Below are 22,373 nucleotides of genomic sequence, written 5' to 3' on the forward strand. Positions count from 1 at the left end.
GGGCCGTGCTGCGGTGGCTTCGCGGCACACTCTGGCCGCTGCCTGGGGGCACTGCGACGGCCAGTCCGCTATTTTGCCTCAAGAATCCAGCCCACCATGGCCTGCACGTCCGAATCCGGGATCTGCGGCTGCGGCGGCATCGGCACGCTGCCCCATGCGCCCTGCCCGCCCGCCTTGACCTTGCGCGCCAGTGCGGCATGCGCATCCTGGCCCTTGTACTTGCCGGCGATGTCGGCGAACGACGGCCCCACCAGCTTGCGGTCCATCGCATGGCAGGCCACGCACTGATACTGGCTGGCCAGCCGCGCGCCCGGCGCCGCCGGCGCGGAGGCACCCGATGCGGCACTTTCGTTTGCCACGCCGCTTGCGCCAACCCCGCGCACCGGGCCGAACGGGCGCTGCTGCTGCGCCAGGTTGCCGTGGGCATCGCGGGCGTAGTCCGGGATCGACGAGACCACCGCGACCCGGTCCGTGCAGTCCTTCATGCAGGCCGTGTTGTGCGTGTCCGGCCGGCCGCGCCCCGGCCACATGCCGTGGTCGGTGGTCATGCCGGCGCGGTTGGGCATGCGCCGCTGGACCTCGGCAATATTGGCGTCCGACAGCGTGAAGTCCGCCGGCACGATCTCGCCCAGGTTGAGCAGGTAGGCGGTGACCGCATAGACATCGTTCACGCTCAGGCTCTTGGGGGCGTTCCACGGCATGGCGCGATGGATGTAGTCCCACAGCGTGCTGACGGTGCTGACCTTCATCAGCGTGGTCCGGTACGGCTGGTTGCCGGTCATGCCGGCCACGCGGCCGCGCTTGATGTCCTCGGCCGTGGTGCCGCCGACCAGCGGCGAGAACACCTCGTTGGATTCGCCGAAGTCGCCGTGGCACGACGCGCACTTGCCGTCCCAGATCTTCTGCCCCTGCGCCACCGTGCCGCTGCCCCTGGGCAGGCCCTGGAAGTCGGGACGGACGTCGATGTCCCACGCGGCGACTTCCGCGGGCGTGGCCGTGCGGCCAAGTGCCGCACGCGCGTCGGCCGTGCCGGCCCATGCGGGGATGGCGCAGCCGGCGGCCAGCACCAGGGCGGCGGGGGTCCTGAACTCAGCCCACATGGACATTGGACACCTCGCCGCCTGCCGCCACCTGCCAGCTCTGGATGGCGTTGTTGTGGTAGATCGAGCGCGTGCCGCGCACCGCGCGCAACTGCGCCAGCATCGGCTGCACGTAGCCGGTCTCGTCAATGGCCCGGCTCTGCAGGATGGCCGGGGCGCCATCCCAGACCCAGTCCAGGTTGAAGCGCGTCAGGCACTTGGACAGCACCGGCGCCTCCAGCCGCGCGGTGCGCCAGTTGCGCCCGCCGTCGGTCGAGACATCGACCCGCCGGATGCGCCCACGCCCCGACCAGGCCAGCCCGCTGATGTTGTAGAAGCCCTTGCCCACCAGCTGCTGCCCGCCCGAGGGCGTGGTGATGACCGACTTGCACTCCTGGATCGAGGTGTACTGGCGCAGCCTGCCGTCCGGCATCATGTCCACGTAGTGGATGGTCTCGTCCTTGGCGTTCCAGGGCTGGTCCCCCAGCTCAAGCCGGCGCAGCCACTTGACCCACGACACCCCCTGCACGCCCGGCACCACCAGCCGCAGCGGATAGCCGTTCTCCGGGCGCAGCATCTCGCCGTTCATGCCCCAGGCGACGATGATCTCGTCGGCCAGCTCCATCGGGATGGTGCGCGTCATCGACGAGCCGTCGCCGCCTTCGGCCAGCAGGTAGCGGCCGCGGCGCAGGTCGGCGCCGGCGTCGTCCAGCAGCACCCGCAGCGGCACCCCGGTGAACTCGCAGCACGACAGCATGCCGTGGGTGTATTGCACCGTGGGCACGGCTACGTTGCCCCACTCCATGCCGGTATTGGCGCCGCATTCGATGAAATGCATGCGCGACACCGCCGGCAGGCGCATCAGGTCGTCCATGGTGTAGACGCGCGGCGTGCGCACCAGGCCGTTGATCATCAGGCGGTGGCGGGCCGGGTCGATATCGTGCCAGCCCTGGTGGTGGCGCTCGAAATGCAGGCCGTTGGGAGTGATGATGCCGAAGAAGCCCTGCAGCGGGGCAAAGGCCACGGATGCCGCCGACACGCGCGTCAGGCCCGGCGACTCGCGCCGCACCAGATTTTTCTCATGCTCGGAGGGCTGGCCGTAGGGGCGCGCCGCCACCGGCTGGCCCAGCGAGGTGGCCCAGGGCTGCGGCTGCAGGATGGCGGGATCGCCCTCTGCCGCCAGCGCGCGGCGGCCTGCCGTGACGGCGGCAATCCCCGCCGCCGCGCCCAGGAAGCTCTTGCGCAGGAAGTCGCGCCGCGGCGCGTCCAGGCCGTGCCGGCCGATGTCTTGCTGCAGCGATGCGCTGACGAAGTGCTCGGGCGCGGACACGATGCGCCCGGGCCGGTTCCGTTCCTGCAAGTCGGTCTCCTCCGGCGCGCCCGCCACGGTCGGTCTGACCGGTCGGCGTGCCTGATGTGCGGGGCGCCGCAACGGGTGCGGCGGCCATCCGCTTGCTGCCGGAAGAGTGGTGGCGCGGTTAGTGTCCTAGCCTGCCGTGCGGCGCTTGCGCGCCGGCGGCTCCGGTGGCGGCTGTGCCATGAAGCGGTCGACCACGCCGGAGGGCAAGGCGCTGTCCTCCAGCCGGCTTGCCACCTGCACGCAGACCGTGCGGCACAACTCGATCACGCTTTCGTCCGCAATGGCGTAGAACACCAGGTTCGCCTCCTTGCGGCGCGACAGCACGCCCGAGCGGTACATCGCGTTGAGATGCCGCGACACATTGGTCTGCGACGAACCCACCGTCTCGACCACCGTGCTGACCGGCTTCTCGCCATCGCACAAGGCGTGCAGGATCTTCAGCCGCGTCGGCTCCGCCAACAGGCTGAAGTAGCCCGATACCTTTTCGAATACGCGATCCAGCTCTTCCATGCCGTCCAATATATTCGTATATGCGTGAATGCGCATATAGTGTTTACCCACTGATGCGGCACAGCATCATGCTGTGCGTCCGGATCAGCGGCGCGCCAGCGCCCTGCCCGCCCACACGCGCTGGCCAAACACGTTGAGCAGCAGCCCGGCCATCACCACCGCGGCGCCTGCCCACTGCGCGCCGGACAGGTCCTCGCCCAGCAGCACATGCGCCGACACCAGCCCCACCACCGGCACCAGCAGCGTCAGCGGCGCCACCTGGCTGGCCGGGTAGCGCGTCAGCAGCCGGCCCCACATGGTGTAGCCGAACACCGTCGCCGCGAAGGCCAGGTAGGCCACGGCGAAGACCGCCATGCCCGACACATGAGTGACGCTCTGCACGATACGCGCCGGGCCCTCGACCCACAGCGACAGCAGCGCGAACGGCACGATCGGGATCAGCGCCCCCCAGATCACCAGCCCCAGTAAATCCACCGGGCCGATCTTCTTGCTGACGATATTGCCGCTGGCCCAGCAGAACGCGGCGCACAGCGTCAGCACGAAGCCCGCCACGCTCATGCCCCCGGTGCCGCCAGCGCCGGCGCCGATCAGCGCCAGGCCGCCCGCCGCTACCGCCATGCCCGCGATGTTGTGCCAGCGCACCGGCTCGCCCAGCCACAGCGCGGCAATGGTCAGCGTGAAGAAGGCCTGCGATTGCAGCACCAGCGAGGCCAGTCCGGCCGGCATGCCGACCGCCATGGCATAGAACAGGAAGGCGAACTGGCCCAGGCTGATGGTGGCGCCGTAGGCCAGCAACAGCCGCCATGGCACGCGCGGGCGCGGCACGAAGAAGATGGCCGGGAACGCCACCAGCAGGAAGCGCAGCGCCCCCAGCAGCATCGGCGGCACACCCGCAAGCCCGACCTTGATGACAACGAAGTTAACGCCCCAGACGCAGACGATGGCGAGGGCGAGGAGACGGTCTCTGGCTTGCATGGGGCGGCGGTGCCCGGGCGGGCTGCGTGTCAGTGGGAACACCGAGGGTAGCAGCGCCGGGCCGCGCGGCATTGCACATTCTTGCGGTTTTGTGAAGGCAGCGCCGCGCCGCCCGCGCAACGCTGCCGCCTACCCCAGCATCTCCGCCCAGATCCCCTTAGCCCACGCCAGCGCATAGTCGCCTTCCAGCGCCGTCGGCGCCGGCGACAGCCCGCCCGAGCCCGGCACCGTGACCATGGTCTTCTGCGCCGCGTCATAGCGATGCACGCTGGCCACGTGCACCGCCTCGCGGTCGGAGGTGAAGCTGTAGCAGGTATTGTTGTACAGCGGCTCCGGGTCCGGCGCGCGGCCCGACAGCAGCGCCACCAGGGCCGCCGCCGCCACCTTGCCGTGCTGGTTGGCCATATGGCCGGACTTGGGCATCAGCGGCGCGATCTGGATGGCGTCGCCGATCACATGGATATTGGCCGCGGCGCGCGACTCGAAGCTGAGGAAGTCCACCTCGCACCACCTGGCGTTGGCCGTGGCCAGCCCGGCTGACACGGCAATGGCGCCGGCGCGCTGCGGCGGCAGCACGTTGAGCACGTCGGCGCGCACATCGTCCTGCACCTCGAACTTGAGCGTGCGCGTGGCCGGGTCGACATCGACCGCTTCGTGCTGTGGCCGGTATTCCACCATGCCCGGGTATTGCGCGGCCCAGGCCTGGCGGAACAGCCCGGCCTTGGAGGTGATGTCCGGGTTGGCGTCCAGGATCAGCACCTTGCTGCGCGGCTTGTGCTGCTTGAAATAGTGCGCGACCTGGCAGGCGCGCTCGTACGGGCCCGGCGGGCAGCGGTACGGCGCCAGCGGCACACTGATGGCATAGGTGCCGCCATCCGGCATGGCCTCAAGCTGGCGGCGCAGGGCGGCGGTCTGGGGACCTGCCTTCCAGGCGTGCAGGATCTGGTCGCCGCCGGGCTGCTTCAGGCCGGGGAGCGCGGTGCTCATCATCTCGACGCCGGGCGACAGCAGCAGGCGGTCGTAAGGCAGCGTGGTGCCGCCCGCGAGGCGCACGGTCCGCGTGGCCGGGTCGATGGCGACGGCGGTGTCACGCACCAGCCGCACCCCGTGGCGGCGCACCAGCGCGTCGTAGGGCACGGTGAGGTCGCCGAGCTGCCGGCTGCCGCCGATGACCAGGTTCGACAGCGGGCAGGAAACAAAGGCCGGGCTCGGTTCGACCAGCGTCACCTCGATGGCCTGTCCGCTCCACTCGCGCAGGTAGCGCGCCGCGGTGGCGCCGCCATAGCCCCCACCCACCACCACCACCCTGGCCGGGGCCGCGGCGCGCGCCCCACTGACGCCGACCGAACCCAGTACTGCGGCGCCGGCGGCGCCCAGGAAGCTTCGTCTTTGCATGGCTTTCCCCTGTCAGCGCACGGCGGCAAACCATGCCGTGATCGCGGCGATCTGGTCGTCGCTGTAACCCCTGGCGATCTGGTGCATCACCGTGGCCGGCCGAGTGCCGGCCTTGAAGGCCTGCATCTGCGCGGCCAGCTCCGCCTGCGGGCGGCCGGCCAATGGCGGGATCGTGCTGCCTGCCGGCGCCCGCCCGGCCGGGCCGTGGCAGTTGGTGCAGGCGGCGGCCTGGCTGCGCGCGCGCAGCGCGGCATCGGTGGCAGGGGCAGCGGTCGCGGAGGGCAAGGAGGGCGACTTGGCAGGGTCGGCCGACAGCGCCGGCTGGGCGCCGCACAGCGCCGCCGCCAGCAGCGCCAGCCTCAGCGGTCTGCGCAAACCAGCAGCGGCCCGGGAGATGGTTGTCATGGTCTGGCTCCGTGTGGGGCCGGCGCGGGGTGCCGCTGGGCGGCCGGCGTGGCAACCGTAGCACATCGGTCGGCAGCGGTGTGCGGTGAAATCCGCAGAAGGACAAACGGCGTCCGCATGAGCGGACGCCGTCGAGACAGGCCCCGGTAAACGAAACGGGGCGCGCGCTCAGGGCAGGTTGCGGCCCGGCGGCAGCGCCACGGGCGAGGTGACCGGCGCCGCGACCGGGGCGGTTGCGGCCCCCGCGGCGCCCGGCGTGGCGCTGGCCGGCGCATCGACCGGACCGCCCACGCCCGGCACCGACTGCACCGGCGCCGGCGTGCCGACGCTGCCGTCTAACGACGGGTTCTGCGAGGTCGAGGCCGCATCCAGGCGCGCGCGCTCGGCGTCGTTGATGTAGTCGAAGGCCTTGACCACCTTGGTCACGCCCGAGGCATTGCGCGCCACATCCGTGGCCCGGTCGCCCTCGGCGCTTGTGACCACGCCCAGCAGGTAGACCACGCTTTTCTCGGTGGTGACCTTGATCGAATTGGACGGCACGCCCTCGGCGGTCACCAGCAGCGTCTTGACCTTGCTGGTCAGGTAGGCGTCCTGGCTCTGGGTCATGAAGCCGGGCGAGTTGACGACCTCGAGCTCATTGATCACCACGCGCGCATTCTGCAGGCCGCGCACATACTGCTCGATCTGCTGCCTGACGTTGTCGTTGCTGGCTTCGCCGGTCAGCAGCACCTTGCGGTTGAACACCGTCACGCTGACGCGGGCCTGGCCGTTGTAGCGCGAGTTGATGGTGCTCTCGGCCTCGAGTTGCAGGCCGCGGTCAACGGTCTGGGTCGCGGTCGGGCGGCGGTCGGTGGCCATCGCCACGCCGGTCCCCATGGCGCCGGCAAGCACGGGGAAGCAGCCGGCGAGCTGGGTGGCGCACACCAGCACGGCGGCCGCGGCCAGGCTGGCGCGGCCCAGGCCGAAGGCGGCGGAAGTGGTGGACGTCGGGGAAGGATGGCGCGCGCCGGCGCCGTTCCGGGAGGCTTGCGTAGGGGGCAGATTCGTCATGCGGTCCTTGCTGTGGCTGGATGTTAGGAGTGGAGGATTGGAAGTGGCCAGGCTCAGGCTTCCCCGAGCAGTGCCTCGTCGATGCCGTCGCACAGGCAGTGCAGGGTCAGCAGGTGCACCTCCTGGATGCGCGCGGTGCGCTCGCTCGGGACGCACAGGTGAATATCGAATTCGTCGAGCAGGCCGGCGATGGCCCCGCCGCCCTTGCCGGTCAGCGCAATCACGGCCATCTCGCGCTGGCGCGCGGCCGCGATGGCGGCGATCACGTTGGCCGAGTTGCCCGAGGTGGACAGTGCCAGCAGGATGTCGCCGGGCTGGCCGAGGGCCTCGACCTGCTTGGAAAACACCTTGCTGAAGTCGTAGTCGTTGCCGATCGCCGTCAGGATCGAGCTGTCGGTAGTCAGTGCGATCGCGGCCAGGCCCGGGCGCTCGCGCTCGAAGCGCCCGACCAGTTCGGCGGCAAAGTGCTGCGCATCCGCCGCGGACCCGCCGTTGCCGCAGGCCAGGATCTTGTTGCCGCTGGTCAGCGCGCCGACCATGCGTTCCACCGCGATGTCGATATCGGGGGCCATCACCGCGGCGGCCTGTCGCTTGGTCTCGGCGCTGTCTAGAAACTGTTGCTGGATACTGTCGATACTCATGGCTCTGGGGGCCTTGTTGTTGCCGTGGCGATCCGTGGATCGCCGGTAAAGGGTCTGCCGCGCATTATGAACCAGCCCCGGCGGCATCCAGGTCAAACGCATGCTGCAGCCAGTCCAGCCGGCCGGGTTCCAGCGCCACCACGTCGAAGCGGCACGGCGGCACCCTGGCCAGCGTGGCCAGGTAGTGCGCCGCCGCCAGCAGCACGCGCCGCTGCTTGGCCGGCGTGACGCTGGCCGCGGCGCCGCCGAAGCCCCGGCCGCTGCGCTGGCGCACCTCGACGAACACCAGCGTGCCGTCCGGCGCGCGCATGACCAGGTCGATCTCGCCGCCTTTGCAGCGATAATTGCGTACCACGGGCTCCAGGCCCTGGCGCCGCAGGTGTGCCAGGGCCCGGTCCTCTGCCTGCGCACCGCGTACCTGCCGGCTTTGCACCTGCCCGGTTGGCACCTGCGTGGTGGATTTGAATGATCGCATCAACGGAAGTTCTCAAGCATGAGTGACTGGATCTCCCTGGCGGCAAGCCAGTCCTACCCGGCCGGCACCCTTTACGTCGTGGCCACGCCCATCGGCAATGTCGCCGACCTGTCGCTGCGCGCGCTGCATGTGCTCGGCCTGGCCGACGCCGTGGCCTGCGAGGACACCCGCAATACCGGCCAGCTGCTGTCGCGCGTCGGCCTGCAGCGGCCGCTGGTGGCCGTGCACGAGCACAACGAGCGCGAGGCCGCGGGCCGCATCGCCACGCGCCTGGCCGCGGGCGAGCGTATTGCCTACGTCTCCGACGCCGGCACGCCGGGCATCTCCGACCCGGGCGCACGGCTGGTCGAGGCGGTGCGCGCAGCCGGCCATCCGGTGGTGCCCCTGCCCGGCCCCAGCGCGGCAGTGGCGGCGCTGTCGGTCGCGGGCGACATGCTCGATGCCGGCGAGGGCCGCTTCACCTTTGTCGGATTCCTGCCCAGCAAACCCAAGGCGCGCACCGAGGCGATCGCCCGCCTGGCCGCGCTGGACCACGCCTGGGTCTGCTACGAGGCGCCGCACCGCATCGCCGACACCCTGGCCGCGCTGGCCGCCGGCCTGCCGGGCGAGCGCCGGCTGCTGGTCGGGCGCGAGCTGACCAAGCTGTTCGAGGACATTGCGGTGCTGCCGGTGGCACAGGCGCCGGCCTGGCTGGCGGCCGACCCGAACCGGGCCAAGGGCGAGTTCGTGCTGGTGGTGGAAGGCGCCGGCAGCGCGGCCGCCGCGGATGGCCTGCCGGATGCCGAAGCGCAGCGCGTGCTGGCGCTGCTGCTGGCCGAGTTGCCGGCCAAGCGTGCCGCCAAGCTGGCGGCTGCGATCACCGGTGCGGGCACCGATGCGCTCTATCAACTGGCATTGGCGCAGCGCGCCGGTCAGGCAGAGGACTGACGCGGCCCGCGCGGGGATGCGGGCCTGGGGAGAGAAACGTAAGGGAGAGGTGTCAGCGCGCGGCGGCATGCGGCGGCGCTGCTCGCGTCAGTGGCGCTTGCGCTTGACCGTCTTGCCGCTGGCCTTGCGCGCCTTGGCAGGCGCGAGCGAGTTGGCCAGTTCCGGCACCGACACGTCGTCGTCGCCGCTGCCGTCGCCGGCTTCGGTGCCGCCGGCATCAACCTGCGGACCCAGCGCAGCCACTTCAGTGCGCGTCAGGCGGCGGATTTCCACGTTGGTTGCGCCGCGATCGACAAAGCCAAGGCGGCGCGCGGCGCCGTAGGACACGTCCAGCACGCGGTTGCCGTGGTACGGCCCGCGGTCATTGATGCGCAGCACGGCCACCTTGTCGTTGCGCAGATTGCGCACCAGCACCCAGCTGTCGAGCGGCAGCGACGGATGGGCGGCGGTCATGGCGCGCATGTCGAAGCGTTCGCCGTTGGCGGTCTTGCGGCCATGGAAGCCCTTGCCGTACCAGGAAGCAACGCCACGCTGCTCGAACGTGCCGATGTCGGCGCGCAGGCCATCAAGGGAACTGCCGCTGCGGCCTGCATCCGGGTCATAGCCGAACAGGTTCCAGCTGCCGCTGCCGCTATCCGGGGCACGCGCGGATTTGTCGGATTTGCTGTTCTTTGCGGCGCGCGTCGGCACGGCGCCGGCGGTATCGTTGCCGGCATTACCGCTTTCAGGCGGCGTGGCGCATGCGGCCAGGACCACGGCGCATGCGGTGCATGCGCCGAGCTTGGCCAGCTGTTGCCAGCGCTTGGTGAGAGCGGAGATCCTTAGCATGGGCGGCAGTCTAACATTGACTCTTTACGACTATCTCTTTCATTTTGTTACGAAATCTGTGCGATTTCGCACCAACATGGCCTAATTGGCCGGAATCCCGCTTGTAGCAAGGGATTACCCCCACAGGGTCGCTGCTTGGCATGGGGTATCCCATAAAGCACACTGTGCGCATCCGGGCAGTGCGGCGGCGCCGGGCGCTACAATGCTGGGCACCCGCCGCCGACCGGCGGACCAGTCTGGCGCACCCTGACGATCCTCGCCCGGACCACAAGAACACGTCCATGAAAGTCCTGCTCATTCCCGTAACGCCCTTCCAGCAGAACTGTTCGCTGCTGATCGATGAAAGCACTGGCCGCGCCGCGGTCTGCGATCCCGGCGGCGATCTCGACCGCATCCGCGAGGCCGTGAAGGAGCAAGGCGTGACGCTGGAGAAGATCTTTCTCACACATGGCCACGTCGACCATTGCGCCGGCGCCGCGGCGCTCTCGCGCGAACTGGGCATCCCGATCGAAGGCCCGCAACAGGACGAGCGCTTCTGGATCGAGCAACTGCCCGAGCAGACGCGCCGCTTCGGCTTTGGCCAGGCCGAGAGCTTCGAGCCGGACCGCTGGCTGGAAAACGGCGATACGGTGCAGTTCGGCAACGAGACCCTGGAGGTCTACCACTGCCCCGGCCATACGCCCGGCCACGTGGTGTTCTTCTCGCGCGCCAACCGCCTGGCGGTGGTGGGCGACGTGCTGTTCGCCGGCTCGATCGGCCGCACCGACTTCCCACGCGGCAACCATGCCGACCTGATCCGCTCGATCCGCACGCGGCTGTGGCCGCTGGGCGACGATGTGACCTTTATTCCGGGGCACGGCCCGGTCTCGACCTTCGGCGAGGAACGCCGCAACAACCCGTTCGTGGCCGACCACCTGATCGACGCGGGCTGAGGCCATGGCCAAGCGACAGGCGCCCGACACCCGTCCGGAAATCTACGTCAGCACCGACGTGGAGGCCGACGGCCCGATCCCGGGCCCGCACTCGATGCTGTCGTTCGCGTCGGCGGCGATGCTGGCGGACAAGACCGTGGTCGACACCTTCTCGGCCAACCTCGAGACCCTGCCCGGCGCCGCCGGCCACCCGGTGCAGATGCAATGGTGGCAAACCCAGCCCGAAGCCTGGAGCGCCTGCCGGCGCGACCTGCAGCGGCCCGAGGACGCCATGGTGCGCTATGTCGAATGGGTCGAGAACCTGCCCGGCAAGCCGGTCTTCGTCGCCTTTCCGGCGGGCTTCGATTTCACCTGGATGTTCTGGTACATGATGCGCTTTGCCGGGCGCTCGCCCTTTGGCTGGGCCGCGCTCGACATCAAGACGCTGGGCTTTGCACTGACCGGGCGCCCCTATCGCAAGACCGTCAAGGCGGCGCTCCCGGCCGAATGGATGGATCCGCTGCCGCACACCCACGTGGCACTGGACGACGCGCTCGAACAGGGTGCGCTGTTCTGCAACATGCTGGGCGCGCTGCGCGAGCGCGAAGCCGCGCTGGCCGCCATGGCGCCTGGCGTTGCTGCCGATGCTAGCGAGTCCTCACCTTCGCCCGATCAGGCTTGAACCCTTGCTGCGGCGCATCAGCGGCGGCGGCACGTCCCTTGCAGACCGGCGCTCGCAACTGGCACCAGCGCGTCTATAGTAGAGACAGCGATATGGCGTACCGGGCGAAATGAGCCATGACTATCCGGCGCACTTGCGCAACCACGCCATATACCGCTTGATCCATATTGCCCGGACCGCGCGGCGCCTGCCGAGGAGGTGTCGATCATGCGTTTTCCCACCGACCTGCACTTGAGAGACCTGGCCGGCCGGATCCATTGGCCGCATGCCACGCGGGGCGACACACCTATTACCCATCGCCACACCTCGGATGAGGACGCCGAAGTCGCCAAGGCGACGCTGTACATCAGCACCGTGACGCTGGTGGTGCTGCTGGTGGTGCTGGCGGCCATCGCTTTCGGTCAGGAGGCCATGCACTGGCTGGGTGTTCATTAGACGACCCGCCTGAAGCTGTTTGCCTCAAGCACCGGCCGGCCCCCACTCACCGTGGGGGCCGGTTCTATTTCGGGCCGGGCCAGGCTGGCTCAGGCCAGCAGCGGCGCCACGTTCTCGGGCGGGCGGCCGATTGCGGCACGGCGGTTGCGCACTACCACCGGGCGCTGCAGCAGGATCGGGTTGTCAGCCACGGCTGCCAGCAGTTCGGCCTCGGTCAGGCCGGGATCGTCCAGGCCCAGCTCGGCATACGGCGCTTCGTTTGCGCGCAGCATCTCGCGCACCGGCACGCCCAGCAGGGTGTGCAGCTGGCGCAGCGTCGACAGTGACGGAGGCTGCTTCAGGTATTCCACGATTTCCACCGGTTCGCCCAGCCGCCCGGCGGCGGCCTGGACCAGGGCGAGCGTCTCGCGCGACTTGGAGCAGCGGGGGTTGTGGTAGATGGTGATCATGGCAGGTCCTTTCTTGTCGTTGCCGTGCCCCGCCCCGGGGCGTTGGCACTAATGCGGTGCAAATCAATCCGCACTATATACAAGACACCGGGCCTCGCGCAGCATCACGCTGGTGCAAGTGCCCGGCACGCATCCTGCGTTGCCCCAAGTCCTTGCATAGGGCACCATTCCCGATGACCTCCACGACCCTTACCGCCACGCGCAAACCCTTCACCCTGCGCGACGCCACCGCCGCCGACGTCCCCGCCATCCACGCCATCTACGCGCACCACGTGCTGCACGGCCGTGCCTCGTTCGAGGAAGTGCCGCCGAGCGTCGACGAGATGCAGCTGCGCCTTGCCGAGGTGCACCGCAAGCGCCTGCCCTATCTTGTCGCCGAGCGCGACGGCGAGGTGCTGGGCTACGCCTATGCGTCGGCCTACCGTGCGCGCAGCGCCTACCGCTTTGCCATCGAGGATTCGATCTATATCGACCACCGCCGCGTCGGCGAAGGCCTGGGCCAGGCCCTGCTGGCCGAGCTGGTCGCCCGCTGCGAGACCGGTCCCTGGCGCCAGATGGTCGCCGTGGTCGCCTGCACCGCCGGCGGCGAAGGCGCGGGCTCCCTGGCCGTGCATGAACGGCTGGGCTTCCGCACCGTCGGCCGGCTCGAGGCGGTGGGGTTCAAGCACGGGCAGTGGATCGATACGGTGATGATGCAGCGTGTGCTGGGGACGGGGGCGGCGACGCTGCCGGAGTAGGCGGAATCGGCTGCGGCAAGTTCAGACGTGTCCCATAGGCACGCAGGTGTCCTGGTATCGACAATGCCTATACTTCGTCATTACAAGGACCTTGGACATGCTTGTGTCGGAAGAAGCCAAACTCACGGTCACGCTGGATGCCCAGCTGCGTGACGCGTTCATCGCCAAAGCAACGGCGCAGGGGCGTACTGCGTCAGAAGCCTTCCAGGACCTGGTGCGCGAGTACCTCGATCGCAGCGGCAAGACGCGCGACTACGAGGCATTCCTGCACAGCAAGGTTGAAGCTTCCCGCGCGTCGATGCGCGAGGCGGGCGGCATTCCCGGGGAACAGGTCGAAGCCGAGTTTGCAGCCTGGCGCGCTGCGGCCCGACGGCGCGCTTGAGGGCTGTCTGGACAGCACTGGCACGGCGCGATCGCACACTCATCTTCGAGTTCATCGCCCAGGATGACCTCGAAGCGGCTGCTCGCCTGGATGAACGATTTCTCCAAGCTGCGGAGCGCTTGTGCGCGTTCCCCGTCTTGGCGCCAGCTGGCAGCGTGCAAGGCACTCGCGAATTCGTGGTCCACGAACACTATCGCCTGATCTACGAGATCGAAGGCGATACAGTGCTGGTGCTCGCGTTGGTACATACGTCGCGCTGTTGGCCGCCGGTCGAGCATCCGGAGTAGCGGAACAGCAGCCCGCCAAAACAAAGACGCCACGGAGTCCTCCGTGGCGTCTTGCCCGGCAAAGCCCGGCGCCTGCCGGCGCCAAGGACTTACTTCATCAGGTCCGACAGCGCCAGTGCCACCACCTTGGTCGCACGGTTCAGGTCGTTCAGGCGCAGGTTCTCATCCGAGTTGTGGCCGCGGGCTTCCATCAGCGTGCGCGGGCCGGCGCCGTACAGCACCGTCGGGATGCCGCGCTTGGTGTAGTGGCGGGCGTCGGTGTACAGCGGCACGCCTTGCACCGGGATTTCCACGCCGAACACGGACTCGGCACGGCTCTTCAGGGCGCCGATCAGCTTCTCCACGCCCGGCAGTTCCGACAGCGGCTCGGCCAGGATGATGCGCTCGACCTTCACCTCGATGCCCGGACGGTCCTTGGCGGCCTTTTCCACCACGGCGCGGAGCTCGCCTTCTGCGTCGAAGCCGATTTCCTCGGGGATCATGCGGCGGTCGACGCGGAACGTCACCAGGTCAGGCACCACGTTGGTGTTGATGCCGCCCTTGATCAGGCCGACGTTCAGCGTGGCGGTGTCGATGCCCGGCACCTTGGACTTGCGCGTGGCCAGCTCGGCACGCAGGCCATAGATGGCTTGCAGGATGTGGGTGGCGGCTTCGATCGCGTCCACGCCCGTGTGCGGCATGGCGGCGTGGCCCTGCTTGCCCTTGACCGTCACTTCGACGTGCAGGCAGCCGTTGTGCGACGAGGTGATGCCGTACGAGAAGCCGGCCGAGATGGCGTAGTCGGCCTTGCTCAGGTTGTTGTCGAGCAGGAACTTGGGACCGATGTCGCCGCCGGTTTCTTCGTCATAGGTGAACTGCAGTTCGACCGCGCCGTTGATCCTGGCGCCCTGCTTCTCGGCTTCCATCAGCGCCAGCACCGCGTATGTGTAGGTGGCGAAGTCCGACTTGGACACCGCCACGCCGCGGCCGTACATGACGGGGCCGTGCTCGCTGTCAGCCACTTCGCCGCCGTACGGGTCCTTGGTCCAGCCCAGGCCGGGGGGCACCACGTCGCCGTGGGCGTTCATGGCGATGGTCGGGCCGCCCGTGCCGAACTGCTTGCGCACGATCAGGTTGGTGGCGCTGATCATGCCGGCGGCCTTCACCAGCTCGTCCGACACCTTGTGCGCTTCCACCGTAAAGCCCAGGCCCTCCAGCAGTTCCTTGGCGCGCTTGCCATGGGCGTCGCAGTCGCCAGCGGGGTTGTCCGAGGGCACCTTGACCAGTTCGGCCAGGAAGGCTTCCTGTTGCGGACGGTGCTGGTCGATGAACTGCGTCAGCGTGGTTTCAGTGGGGTTCATATTGTCTCGTGCGGTCATGACTTGTTCTCGTAACTACTGAGGAGGGTTCGGGTGGGGCTTCCGGGCGCGGACTTATTGCGGCAGCCGGAAGTGCTCGACGAAATCGCTGAATACGCGCGCGGACAAGGCTGCATCCTCGGCGGTCATGGTTTCGGTGGGATGGTGGCTGATGCCGCCGTTGCCGCAGCGCACAAACAGCATGGCGACGTCGGCGATGGCAGCAATGGCCATGGCGTCGTGGCCGGCGCCAGACGGCAGGTGGCGCACCGGCACGCCCTGGCGGGCAATGGCGGCGGCCCATTGCTCTTGCAGCCACGGGGCGCACGGCACGCTGTTCGCCTCGTGGGTCTTGCGGATCTGCGAGCGCACGTTGCGGCGCGCGCAGACGCGCTCGATCTCGGCCAGCACGTCGTTGACGGCGGCCTCGCGCTCGGCGTCGACGCCGGCGCGGATGTCGATGGAGAACACGGCACGGCCAGGCACCACGTTGGTGGCGCCGTTGGGCACGTTGAACTGGCCGACAGTGCCGACCAGGCCCGGCTTGCCACCGCAGCGCTTCTCGATATACAGGCCGATCTCGGCGCCGGCCATGGCCGCATCACGGCGCATGTCCATCGGCACGGTGCCGGCGTGGCCGGCCAGGCCTTCGAGCTCGACGATAAAGCGGGTGGCGCCGGAGATGGCGGTCACCACGCCTACCGGCAGGTTTTCGTTGAGCAGCACCGGGCCTTGTTCGATATGGACTTCGATGAAGGCCGCGACCTTGCTGCGGTCATGCTTGGCGGCGGGCAAGGCGGCGGCGTCAAAGCCAGCCTCGCGCATCACCTGGCGCATGGTCTTGCCGCTGTCGTCGACGTTGTCCAGCACGTTGTTGTCGAAGGTGCCGGCGATGGCGCGGCTGCCCAGCAGCGTGGCCTTGAAGCGCACGCCCTCTTCCTCGGCAAAGCCGACCACCTCGATCGCAAACGGGAAACGCTTGCCCTGGCGGTTCCACTCGGCCACGCAAGCGGTCGGCAGGATCACGCCCAGGTTGCCGTCATAGCGGCCGCCGTCGCGCACGGTGTCGAAGTGCGAACCCGTCAGCAGCGCCGGCGCGTCCGGCACGGCGCCCTCGTAGCGGCCGATCACGTTGCCGGCTGCGTCGCGCCGCACCGTCATGCCGGCCTGCTGCATCCATTCGGTCAGTTGCGCGGCGGCGCCGTGGTGGGCCTCGGTCAGGTAGGTACGGGTGAGCATGCCAGGCTGCTCGGTGTGGACGGCCAGGGCGTCGGCCCAGGCCATGATGCGCGTGCCAGTCTCTGCGGCGGACGGCGACGGTTTTGCTGCCATGCGTTGTCTCCTGCTGGAAGTGCGTGAACGCCGCGGCGGGTGGTCCGGCAAGGCCCGCCGGCGTCTGCCGGAGGCCTGCCGGCGCGGGCGGGGCGCCCGGGCCGAAGCTCTATTCTGTGCGATTTATGTTAGCACAGTGAATTCAAAAATTGCATACAAAAATGATATGCACTATATTCGCTTCCATGTTCAGACAATCTGCTGCGGACAATCCGGTCCGGACAGTCGATTGCGTGGATTCCGCCTCAACAGGGGGGCTGTCCACGAAGTGGCGTGCTCCCGACCGGGAAGCCCCGCACGGAACGTAAGGCCGGCAGCCACCCGCCAGCAGAGCAGTACGGGGCCGCCGGTGATTCCTGGATCAGATGGGCCAGCCAGCGCCAGCCAATGCACAGGCGCCGGACCGGCCCGGTACGGAGACAACCATGCAGCACGCAGTTCCCTCGCAGCCCGGCCCCGGCGCTCGCCTGCACACCCGCTTCACCCGCTCCCTGTTCGGTCAGGTGCTGATCGCCCTGGTGATCGGCACGCTACTTGGCCTGTTCTTCCCCGAATTCGCCGCCAAGCTCAAGCCGCTGGGCGACGCCTTTATCAAGCTGGTCAAGATGCTGATCGGGCCCATCGTCTTCTGCGTGGTGGTTGCCGGCATCTGCGGCGCCGGCGAACTGAAGAAGGTCGGCCGCGTCGGCATCAAGGCGGTGGTGTACTTCGAGATCGTCACCACCATCGCGCTGGCGCTGGGCATCCTGCTCGCATACGTGTTCCATCCGGGCACCGGCATGAATGTGGACCCGCGCTCGCTCGATGCCTCGGCCATCGCCGGCTATATCGAGAACGCCACCAAGGTGAAGAGCTCGGGCACGGCCGACTTCCTGCTCAAGCTGATCCCCAACACGATCATGGGCGCATTCGCCAGCGGCGACGTGCTCCAGGTGCTGCTGGTCTCGGTCCTGTTCGGCTGCGCGCTGTCGCTGGTGGGCGAGCCGGCGCGGCCGCTGGTCAGGCTGATCGACAACTTCTCGCACACCATGTTCAAGATGATGGGCTTCATCATCAAGCTCGCGCCGCTCGGCGTGCTGGGCGCGGTGGCGTTCACGGTGGGCAAGTACGGCATCGGTTCGCTCAAGCAGCTCGGCTTCCTGGTCATGCTGTTCTATGGCGCGGTGGCCCTGTTCGTGCTGGTGGTCCTCGGCACCATCATGCGGCTGTGCGGCTTCTCGGTGATCAAGCTGATCCGCTACCTGCGCGCCGAGCTGCTGGTGGTGCTGGGCACGGCATCTTCCGATAGCGTGCTGCCACAGGTGATGAAGAAGCTCGAGTTCATGGGCATCAAGAAATCTGTGGTGGGCCTGGTAATCCCGACCGGCTACTCATTCAACCTTGACGCCTTCTCGATCTACCTGACGCTCGCGGCCGTGTTCATTGCCCAGGCAACCAACACCCCGCTGTCGCTGCCGGACCTCCTCGGCATCCTGGCGGTGGCGCTGGTCACCTCCAAGGGCGCGCACGGCATTCCCGGTTCGGCCATCGTGATCCTGGCCGCGACGCTGTCCGCACACCCGGCCATTCCCGCGATCGGGCTGGTGCTGGTGCTGTCGGTGGACTGGTTCATCGGCATCGCCCGCGCGCTGGGCAACCTGATCGGCAACTGCGTGGCCACTGTGGTGGTGGCCGCCTGGGAGAAGGATATCGACCGTGAACGGGCGCATGGCGTGCTCAACGGCACCATCGAGGCGACCGACCTCGATGCCGGCCTGGCCGCGATGGCGGAAGACAGCACGGACGCCGGTTCTCCCGTCGCCGTGCCGGGGCGATAGAATCACGCATCTCATCAACCGCGCAGCCTCTGCGCAAGTGCGCTGCCATGCCTGAGCATATTGATCCTGCCATGACCGCCGAAGCGATCGCCGAAGACATAGTCGCGGCCATCGTTTCGCACCGCCTGCCGCCCGGCACCAAGCTGCGCGAGGAGGCCCTGGCCAGTGTCTACCGCGTCAGCCGCACCAAGGTGCGCGCGGCGCTGCTGATGCTGTCCAAGGACAAGGTCATCCAGATCGTGCCGGACAAGGGCGCCTTCGTGGCCAAGCCCGGCGCCGAAGAGGCGCGCGAGGTCTTCGCGGTGCGCCGCATCCTGGAGGCGGCGCTGGCGCGCGAGTTCGTCGCCAAGGCGACCGCCGCCGACTACAAGCGCATCGACCGCCACCTGGCGGCCGAGCGCAAGTCACTGGCAGGCAGCGACGCCCAGGTGCGCACGCGGCTGCTGGGCGACTTCCATATCGTGCTGGCCGAGGTGGTCGGCAACGGCGTGCTGACCGAGATGATGCGCGAGCTGTCGGCGCGCAGCGCGGTCATCACCATGCTGTACCAGTCGCGGCGCGACGCGGCCTGCTCGTCGGACGAACACCGCGAATTCATCGAGGCCGCCCGGGCCGGCGATGTCGAGCGCGCCGTCAGGCTGATGGTGGACCACCTGGGCCACGTGGAAGGCGCACTGCATTTCGAGGAAACTCCGCCGGTGGCGCGCGGCAAGGACCTGGTGACCGCGCTGCTGGCATAAGCCGGCGCTTGACGTGGGTCAAAGCGGCGCCCGCCGTTCACGCGCACACTTGACCCCGCCATGAAGACGCGGGGGCGCACTTCATGAGCACTCCGCCTTCCGGCACCTCATCGACGGAAGGCTGCCCGCACGCTGCAACGGTGTGCGGGCTTTCTTTTTTCCGAGGACTGGGTTTTGCGCCGCGGAATAGCGCCCTGCCCCGCCTTGGCCGCAACGCCGTCCGGCATCCGTTTTCCCGTTCCCGCCAGCCATTTGCAGCGCCCGGCGGCGCTCACGGCGCAGCCTGTTGTTGCGCCCGCGTCGCCCGGCGTTGCCGCCAGCAGGCAAAATCGAATCCCGGCTTCGGGTTAGGATGCCAGGGGCCCAAGCCAGAGGCCGGCGCCGCAGCATCCGGGCGGACGCGCACCAGAACAGAAACATGGAGACCGTGATGCGCCATCGCGCCATCCCTGCCGTGCAGCAGCGCCGCCGGCGCTGGCACCTGACGCCGTTGAATTAGCACCGTCGTTCCCGCGAAGGCGGCAACCCAGTGACTTTAAAGGACGCTGGATTCCCGCCTGCGCGGGAATGACGTAGCGTTTGATACGTTGACGAACGGCATTAGCGCTAGCGCGTTGCCCTGGATTTCGCCCTGACCATCGATCGAGAGGACTTCCCATGCCCAGTGCCTTCCGCCCCGACGCCTTTGCCGGCAAGACCGTATTCGTCGCCGGCGCCTCGTCCGGCATCAACCTCGGCATCGCGCACGGCTTCGCGCGCGCCGGCGCCAGGCTGGCCCTGATCAGCCGCACCGCCGAGCGCATCCAGGCCGCCGCCGGCACCATCACCGCGGCCGGCGGCACCGCCATCGGCATGGCCGCCGACGTGCGCGACTATGCTGCCGTGGAAGCGGCCTTTGCGCGCGCCCGGGATGAACTGGGGCCGATCGACGTGGTGATCTCCGGCGCCGCAGGCAACTTCCTGGCGCCGGTGGTGGGCATGTCGGCCAATGCCTTCAAGACCGTGGTCGATATCGACCTGCTCGGCACCTTCAACGTATTCCGCGCCAGCTTCGACCACCTGAGCAAGCCGGGCGCGTCGCTGATCGCGATCACCGCGCCGCAGGCGGTCAACGCCATGATGTTCCAGGCCCATGCCTGCGCCGCCAAGGCCGGCATCAACATGCTGATCAAATGCCTGGCCATGGAATGGGGCCCGGCCGGGGTGCGCGTGAACGGCATCTCGCCCGGCCCGATCGCCGACACCGAAGGCATGGCGCGCCTCGCGCCCACGGCCGAGATCGAGGCCCGCTACAAGGCCCGCCTGGCGCTGCGCGACTACGGCACCAAGGACAATATCGCCGATGCCGCGATGTACCTGAGCAGCGACAACGCCCGCTACGTCACCGGCACCATCCTCGACTGCGACGGCGGCAGCAAGCTGGGCGACGCCTCGGCCGACGCGCTGAAGACGCCGCAGTAGATTTCCGCACCCGCACCGAACCACGACCAAGCAACAAGGAGAACCACCATGACCGCATCCGTCCTCTATCAAGCCAGCGAAGGCGTGGCCACGCTGACCCTGAACCGCCCGGACGTGCTCAACGCGATGAACGGCGACCTGATGCGCGAACTGCGCGAGGGCGTGGAGCGCGCCGCCGGCGACGCCAGCGTGCGCGCCGTGCTGCTGACCGGCGCGGGCCGCGGCTTCTGCGCCGGCGCCGACCTGGCCGCGCGCGGCAAGGATGGCATCACCGACTCCGGCACGCTGCTGCGCGAACGCTACCACCCGATCATCATGGCGCTGCGCCAGATGCCCAAGCCGGTCGTCACCGCGGTCAATGGCGTGGCCGCCGGTGCCGGCATGAGCCTGGCGCTGGCGGGCGACGTGGTGCTGGCGGCCCGCTCGGCCAGCTTCCTCCAGGCATTCTCCAAGATCGGCCTGATCCCGGACGCCGGCAGCACCTACTTCGTGCCGCGCTATGCCGGCGAGATGCGCGCCCGCGCGCTGGCCATCCTGGCCGAGAAGATCGATGCCGAGGAAGCCCAGCGCATCGGCCTGGTGTGGAAGGTCCACGCCGACGATGCGCTGCAGGACGAGGCCGGCAAGCTGGCCCGCCACCTGGCCACCATGCCGACCATGGCCTACGGCATGATCAAGGAAGCCCTGAACCAGAGCTTCGACAACGACCTGGGCGCGCAGCTCGAAGTGGAAGCCACGCTGCAGTCGCGCGCCAGCCGCAGCGAAGACTGCAAGGAAGGCGTGGCCGCCTTCATGGAGAAGCGCAAGCCGCAGTTCAAGGGCCGCTGAGCGTACGGTGCGCTGGCGGCGCCGGACGACGTGGTCTTTGTCGACCCGCCGGCGCATCGCCATCCAACATAGAACCCGCATCCCAAGGAGCCAGCGCATGAGCGCCAGCAGCAACGAACGTATCCTCGTCACGATCGAAGGCGGCGTCGCCGATGTCCGCCTGAACCGCCCCGACAAGATGAACGCGCTCGACCAGGCCATGTTCGATGCCCTGATCGAGACCGGCGAGCAACTCGCGCGCATGCCCGACCTGCGCGCGGTGGTGCTGTCCGGCGAAGGCCGCGCCTTCTGCGCGGGGCTGGACATGGACCGCATGGCCGGCATGTTGTCGGACGGTGGCGGCGAATCCCACAACGACAGCATCGGCGCCGGCCGCCTCGGCAAGCGCACCAATGGCATCTCCAACCGGCCGCAATACGCCTGCATGGTCTGGCGCGAACTGCCGGTGCCGGTGTTTGCCGCGGTCCACGGCGTGGCCTTTGGCGGCGGGCTGCAGGTGGCGCTGGGCGCGGACGTGCGCTATGTCGCGCCCGATACCAGGCTGTCGGTGATGGAAATGAAGTGGGGGCTGGTGCCCGACATGGCCGGCATGGTGCTTACGCGCGGGCTGGTGCGCCCCGACGTGCTGCGCGAGCTGATCTACAGCGCGCGCGTGCTGAACGGCACGGAAGCCTGCGAACTGGGCCTGGGCACCTACCTGGCCGACGACCCGCGCGCCGCGGCGCTGCAAGCCGCGCGCCAGGCGGCGCAGAAGAACCCGCATGCGATCCGCGCGGCCAAGCGCCTGATGGCGGTGGTGGAGCGCGGCGACAACGCCGCCATCCTGCAGGCCGAGTCCGACGAGCAGGACCGGCTGGTCGGCTCGCCCAACCAGCGCGAGGCGGTGCTGGCCAATATGCAGAAGCGCGCGCCGCGCTTCGAGCCCGCGGGCTGAAGCAGCGCCCTCAGTGGTGGCGCCGGCGGCGCCACCACAGCGCATAGACCGCCACGTTGACCGCCAGCACCACCAGGCCCAGCCACAGCTGCACCGCGGGCGTGAGCCCCGCCGGATAGATCAGCGGCAACAGGTAGCGCTCGACAAAACCACCGCTGTAGCCGGCCTGTCCCGCGGCCTGGCGCAGCGTGTTTTCCAGCGGCGTCAGCGGGCAGATCCAGCCGGACCATTCGATCAGCACGCCCCACGCCGCCGCGGGCAGGTGCAGCCATGCGACGCGCGGCCAGCGCAACACCAGCAGGCCGCCCGCCACCACGAACACGATAAACAGCCCGTGCACGATGACCACCAGGTCGGCCAGCCAGGCTGTGATCGGCATCGCGCCCGGCAGCGGCC

Annotated in this window: 26 protein-coding genes; 12 read left to right on the forward strand and 14 right to left on the reverse strand. The window is 68.8% G+C overall.

Annotation, left to right across the window (positions count from 1 at the left end):
• Nucleotides 1-68: 68 nt before the first annotated feature.
• The 9 genes from ACREYQ_RS16520 to ACREYQ_RS16560 all read right to left on the reverse strand — a co-directional run bounded on the left by ACREYQ_RS16520 (nt 69) and on the right by ACREYQ_RS16560 (nt 7,890).
• Nucleotides 69-1,106 (reverse strand): c-type cytochrome, encoded by a 1,038-nt coding sequence (locus ACREYQ_RS16520; RefSeq protein WP_432258583.1) that lies wholly within the window; start codon nt 1,104-1,106, stop codon nt 69-71.
• Nucleotides 1,090-2,439 carry a sulfite dehydrogenase gene (gene soxC, locus ACREYQ_RS16525; protein WP_432258584.1) on the reverse strand — a complete coding sequence of 450 codons (1,350 nt, stop codon included), beginning with the start codon at nt 2,437-2,439 and terminating at the stop codon, nt 1,090-1,092. The genes ACREYQ_RS16520 and soxC overlap by 17 nt, the downstream gene beginning before the upstream one ends.
• A 126-nt stretch (nt 2,440-2,565) precedes the next feature.
• Nucleotides 2,566-2,985: an ArsR/SmtB family transcription factor gene (locus ACREYQ_RS16530; RefSeq protein ID WP_432258585.1), complete on the reverse strand. Its 420-nt coding sequence runs from the start codon at nt 2,983-2,985 to the stop codon at nt 2,566-2,568.
• Nucleotides 2,986-3,033: 48 nt separating this feature from the next.
• Entirely contained in the window at nt 3,034-3,924 is an 891-nt protein-coding gene (locus ACREYQ_RS16535; RefSeq protein ID WP_432258586.1) for an EamA family transporter, read from the reverse strand.
• A 129-nt stretch (nt 3,925-4,053) separates the two neighbouring features.
• Nucleotides 4,054-5,319: an FCSD flavin-binding domain-containing protein gene (locus tag ACREYQ_RS16540; RefSeq protein WP_432258587.1), complete on the reverse strand. Its 1,266-nt coding sequence runs from the start codon at nt 5,317-5,319 to the stop codon at nt 4,054-4,056.
• A 12-nt stretch (nt 5,320-5,331) separates the two neighbouring features.
• On the reverse strand, nt 5,332-5,724 hold the full coding sequence (locus ACREYQ_RS16545; protein ID WP_432258588.1) for a c-type cytochrome: 393 nt from the start codon (nt 5,722-5,724) through the stop codon (nt 5,332-5,334).
• A 168-nt stretch (nt 5,725-5,892) separates the two neighbouring features.
• Entirely contained in the window at nt 5,893-6,774 is an 882-nt protein-coding gene (locus ACREYQ_RS16550) for a BON domain-containing protein (protein ID WP_432258589.1), read from the reverse strand.
• Between the two features lie 53 nt (nt 6,775-6,827).
• Nucleotides 6,828-7,415 (reverse strand): phosphoheptose isomerase, encoded by a 588-nt coding sequence (locus tag ACREYQ_RS16555; protein ID WP_432258590.1) that lies wholly within the window; start codon nt 7,413-7,415, stop codon nt 6,828-6,830.
• Nucleotides 7,416-7,479: 64 nt separating this feature from the next.
• A complete protein-coding gene (locus ACREYQ_RS16560) occupies nt 7,480-7,890 on the reverse strand; it encodes a YraN family protein (RefSeq protein ID WP_432258591.1) in 411 nt (136 codons plus the stop codon).
• A gap of 18 nt (nt 7,891-7,908) precedes the next feature.
• Between ACREYQ_RS16560 and rsmI the strand changes: the two genes are divergently transcribed.
• Nucleotides 7,909-8,817 carry a 16S rRNA (cytidine(1402)-2'-O)-methyltransferase gene (gene rsmI / locus ACREYQ_RS16565; RefSeq protein WP_432258592.1) on the forward strand — a complete coding sequence of 303 codons (909 nt, stop codon included), beginning with the start codon at nt 7,909-7,911 and terminating at the stop codon, nt 8,815-8,817.
• An 87-nt stretch (nt 8,818-8,904) separates the two neighbouring features.
• Here the strand turns inward: rsmI and ACREYQ_RS16570 are convergent, their stop codons facing one another.
• Nucleotides 8,905-9,645, reverse strand: a complete 741-nt coding sequence (locus tag ACREYQ_RS16570) for a septal ring lytic transglycosylase RlpA family protein (RefSeq protein WP_432258593.1) — start codon at nt 9,643-9,645, stop codon at nt 8,905-8,907.
• A 281-nt stretch (nt 9,646-9,926) separates the two neighbouring features.
• Between ACREYQ_RS16570 and ACREYQ_RS16575 the strand changes: the two genes are divergently transcribed.
• From ACREYQ_RS16575 to ACREYQ_RS16585, 3 genes are all read left to right on the forward strand, one after another.
• Nucleotides 9,927-10,577, forward strand: a complete 651-nt coding sequence (locus ACREYQ_RS16575; protein ID WP_432258594.1) for an MBL fold metallo-hydrolase — start codon at nt 9,927-9,929, stop codon at nt 10,575-10,577.
• Between the two features lie 4 nt (nt 10,578-10,581).
• Nucleotides 10,582-11,238 carry an exonuclease gene (locus tag ACREYQ_RS16580; RefSeq protein ID WP_432258595.1) on the forward strand — a complete coding sequence of 219 codons (657 nt, stop codon included), beginning with the start codon at nt 10,582-10,584 and terminating at the stop codon, nt 11,236-11,238.
• Between the two features lie 207 nt (nt 11,239-11,445).
• Nucleotides 11,446-11,673 (forward strand): hypothetical protein, encoded by a 228-nt coding sequence (locus ACREYQ_RS16585; protein WP_432258596.1) that lies wholly within the window; start codon nt 11,446-11,448, stop codon nt 11,671-11,673.
• 89 nt (nt 11,674-11,762) lie between these two features.
• Here the strand turns inward: ACREYQ_RS16585 and arsC are convergent, their stop codons facing one another.
• Complete coding sequence (arsC, locus tag ACREYQ_RS16590; protein WP_432258597.1) at nt 11,763-12,122, reverse strand: arsenate reductase (glutaredoxin); 360 nt, start codon at nt 12,120-12,122, stop codon at nt 11,763-11,765.
• Nucleotides 12,123-12,295: 173 nt separating this feature from the next.
• On the opposite strand from arsC, the gene ACREYQ_RS16595 reads away from it, so the two are divergent.
• From ACREYQ_RS16595 to ACREYQ_RS16605, 3 genes are all read left to right on the forward strand, one after another.
• Nucleotides 12,296-12,859, forward strand: coding sequence for an N-acetyltransferase family protein (locus ACREYQ_RS16595; RefSeq protein ID WP_432258598.1), 564 nt, complete (start codon nt 12,296-12,298; stop codon nt 12,857-12,859).
• Nucleotides 12,860-12,956: 97 nt separating this feature from the next.
• Nucleotides 12,957-13,241 (forward strand): antitoxin of toxin-antitoxin stability system, encoded by a 285-nt coding sequence (locus ACREYQ_RS16600; protein WP_432258599.1) that lies wholly within the window; start codon nt 12,957-12,959, stop codon nt 13,239-13,241.
• Complete coding sequence (locus tag ACREYQ_RS16605; protein ID WP_432258600.1) at nt 13,238-13,528, forward strand: type II toxin-antitoxin system RelE/ParE family toxin; 291 nt, start codon at nt 13,238-13,240, stop codon at nt 13,526-13,528. The genes ACREYQ_RS16600 and ACREYQ_RS16605 overlap by 4 nt, the downstream gene beginning before the upstream one ends.
• Before the next feature lie 89 nt (nt 13,529-13,617).
• Here the strand turns inward: ACREYQ_RS16605 and ACREYQ_RS16610 are convergent, their stop codons facing one another.
• Both ACREYQ_RS16610 and ACREYQ_RS16615 read right to left on the reverse strand, forming a co-directional pair.
• On the reverse strand, nt 13,618-14,886 hold the full coding sequence (locus ACREYQ_RS16610; RefSeq protein ID WP_432258601.1) for a M20/M25/M40 family metallo-hydrolase: 1,269 nt from the start codon (nt 14,884-14,886) through the stop codon (nt 13,618-13,620).
• A 54-nt stretch (nt 14,887-14,940) separates the two neighbouring features.
• Entirely contained in the window at nt 14,941-16,197 is a 1,257-nt protein-coding gene (locus ACREYQ_RS16615; protein WP_432258602.1) for an allantoate amidohydrolase, read from the reverse strand.
• 425 nt (nt 16,198-16,622) lie between these two features.
• Here ACREYQ_RS16615 and ACREYQ_RS16620 point away from each other — a divergent pair, with 425 nt between their 5' ends.
• The 5 genes from ACREYQ_RS16620 (at nt 16,623) to ACREYQ_RS16640 (ending at nt 21,977) form a co-directional block, all read left to right on the forward strand.
• Nucleotides 16,623-18,014, forward strand: coding sequence for a C4-dicarboxylate transporter DctA (locus tag ACREYQ_RS16620; protein ID WP_432258603.1), 1,392 nt, complete (start codon nt 16,623-16,625; stop codon nt 18,012-18,014).
• A gap of 47 nt (nt 18,015-18,061) precedes the next feature.
• Nucleotides 18,062-18,754 (forward strand): GntR family transcriptional regulator, encoded by a 693-nt coding sequence (locus tag ACREYQ_RS16625; RefSeq protein WP_432258604.1) that lies wholly within the window; start codon nt 18,062-18,064, stop codon nt 18,752-18,754.
• Nucleotides 18,755-19,411: 657 nt separating this feature from the next.
• Complete coding sequence (locus ACREYQ_RS16630; RefSeq protein WP_432258605.1) at nt 19,412-20,215, forward strand: SDR family oxidoreductase; 804 nt, start codon at nt 19,412-19,414, stop codon at nt 20,213-20,215.
• Between the two features lie 48 nt (nt 20,216-20,263).
• A complete protein-coding gene (locus ACREYQ_RS16635) occupies nt 20,264-21,043 on the forward strand; it encodes an enoyl-CoA hydratase-related protein (protein WP_432258606.1) in 780 nt (259 codons plus the stop codon).
• A 97-nt stretch (nt 21,044-21,140) separates the two neighbouring features.
• On the forward strand, nt 21,141-21,977 hold the full coding sequence (locus ACREYQ_RS16640; protein ID WP_432258607.1) for a crotonase/enoyl-CoA hydratase family protein: 837 nt from the start codon (nt 21,141-21,143) through the stop codon (nt 21,975-21,977).
• A 10-nt stretch (nt 21,978-21,987) separates the two neighbouring features.
• On the opposite strand, the gene ACREYQ_RS16645 is transcribed toward ACREYQ_RS16640, so the two are convergent.
• Nucleotides 21,988-22,356: a DUF2784 domain-containing protein gene (locus ACREYQ_RS16645; RefSeq protein ID WP_432258608.1), complete on the reverse strand. Its 369-nt coding sequence runs from the start codon at nt 22,354-22,356 to the stop codon at nt 21,988-21,990.
• Nucleotides 22,357-22,373 lie beyond the last annotated feature (17 nt).

The sequence above is a fragment of the Cupriavidus sp. TMH.W2 genome, assembly GCF_050847365.1.
Classification (GTDB): domain Bacteria; phylum Pseudomonadota; class Gammaproteobacteria; order Burkholderiales; family Burkholderiaceae; genus Cupriavidus.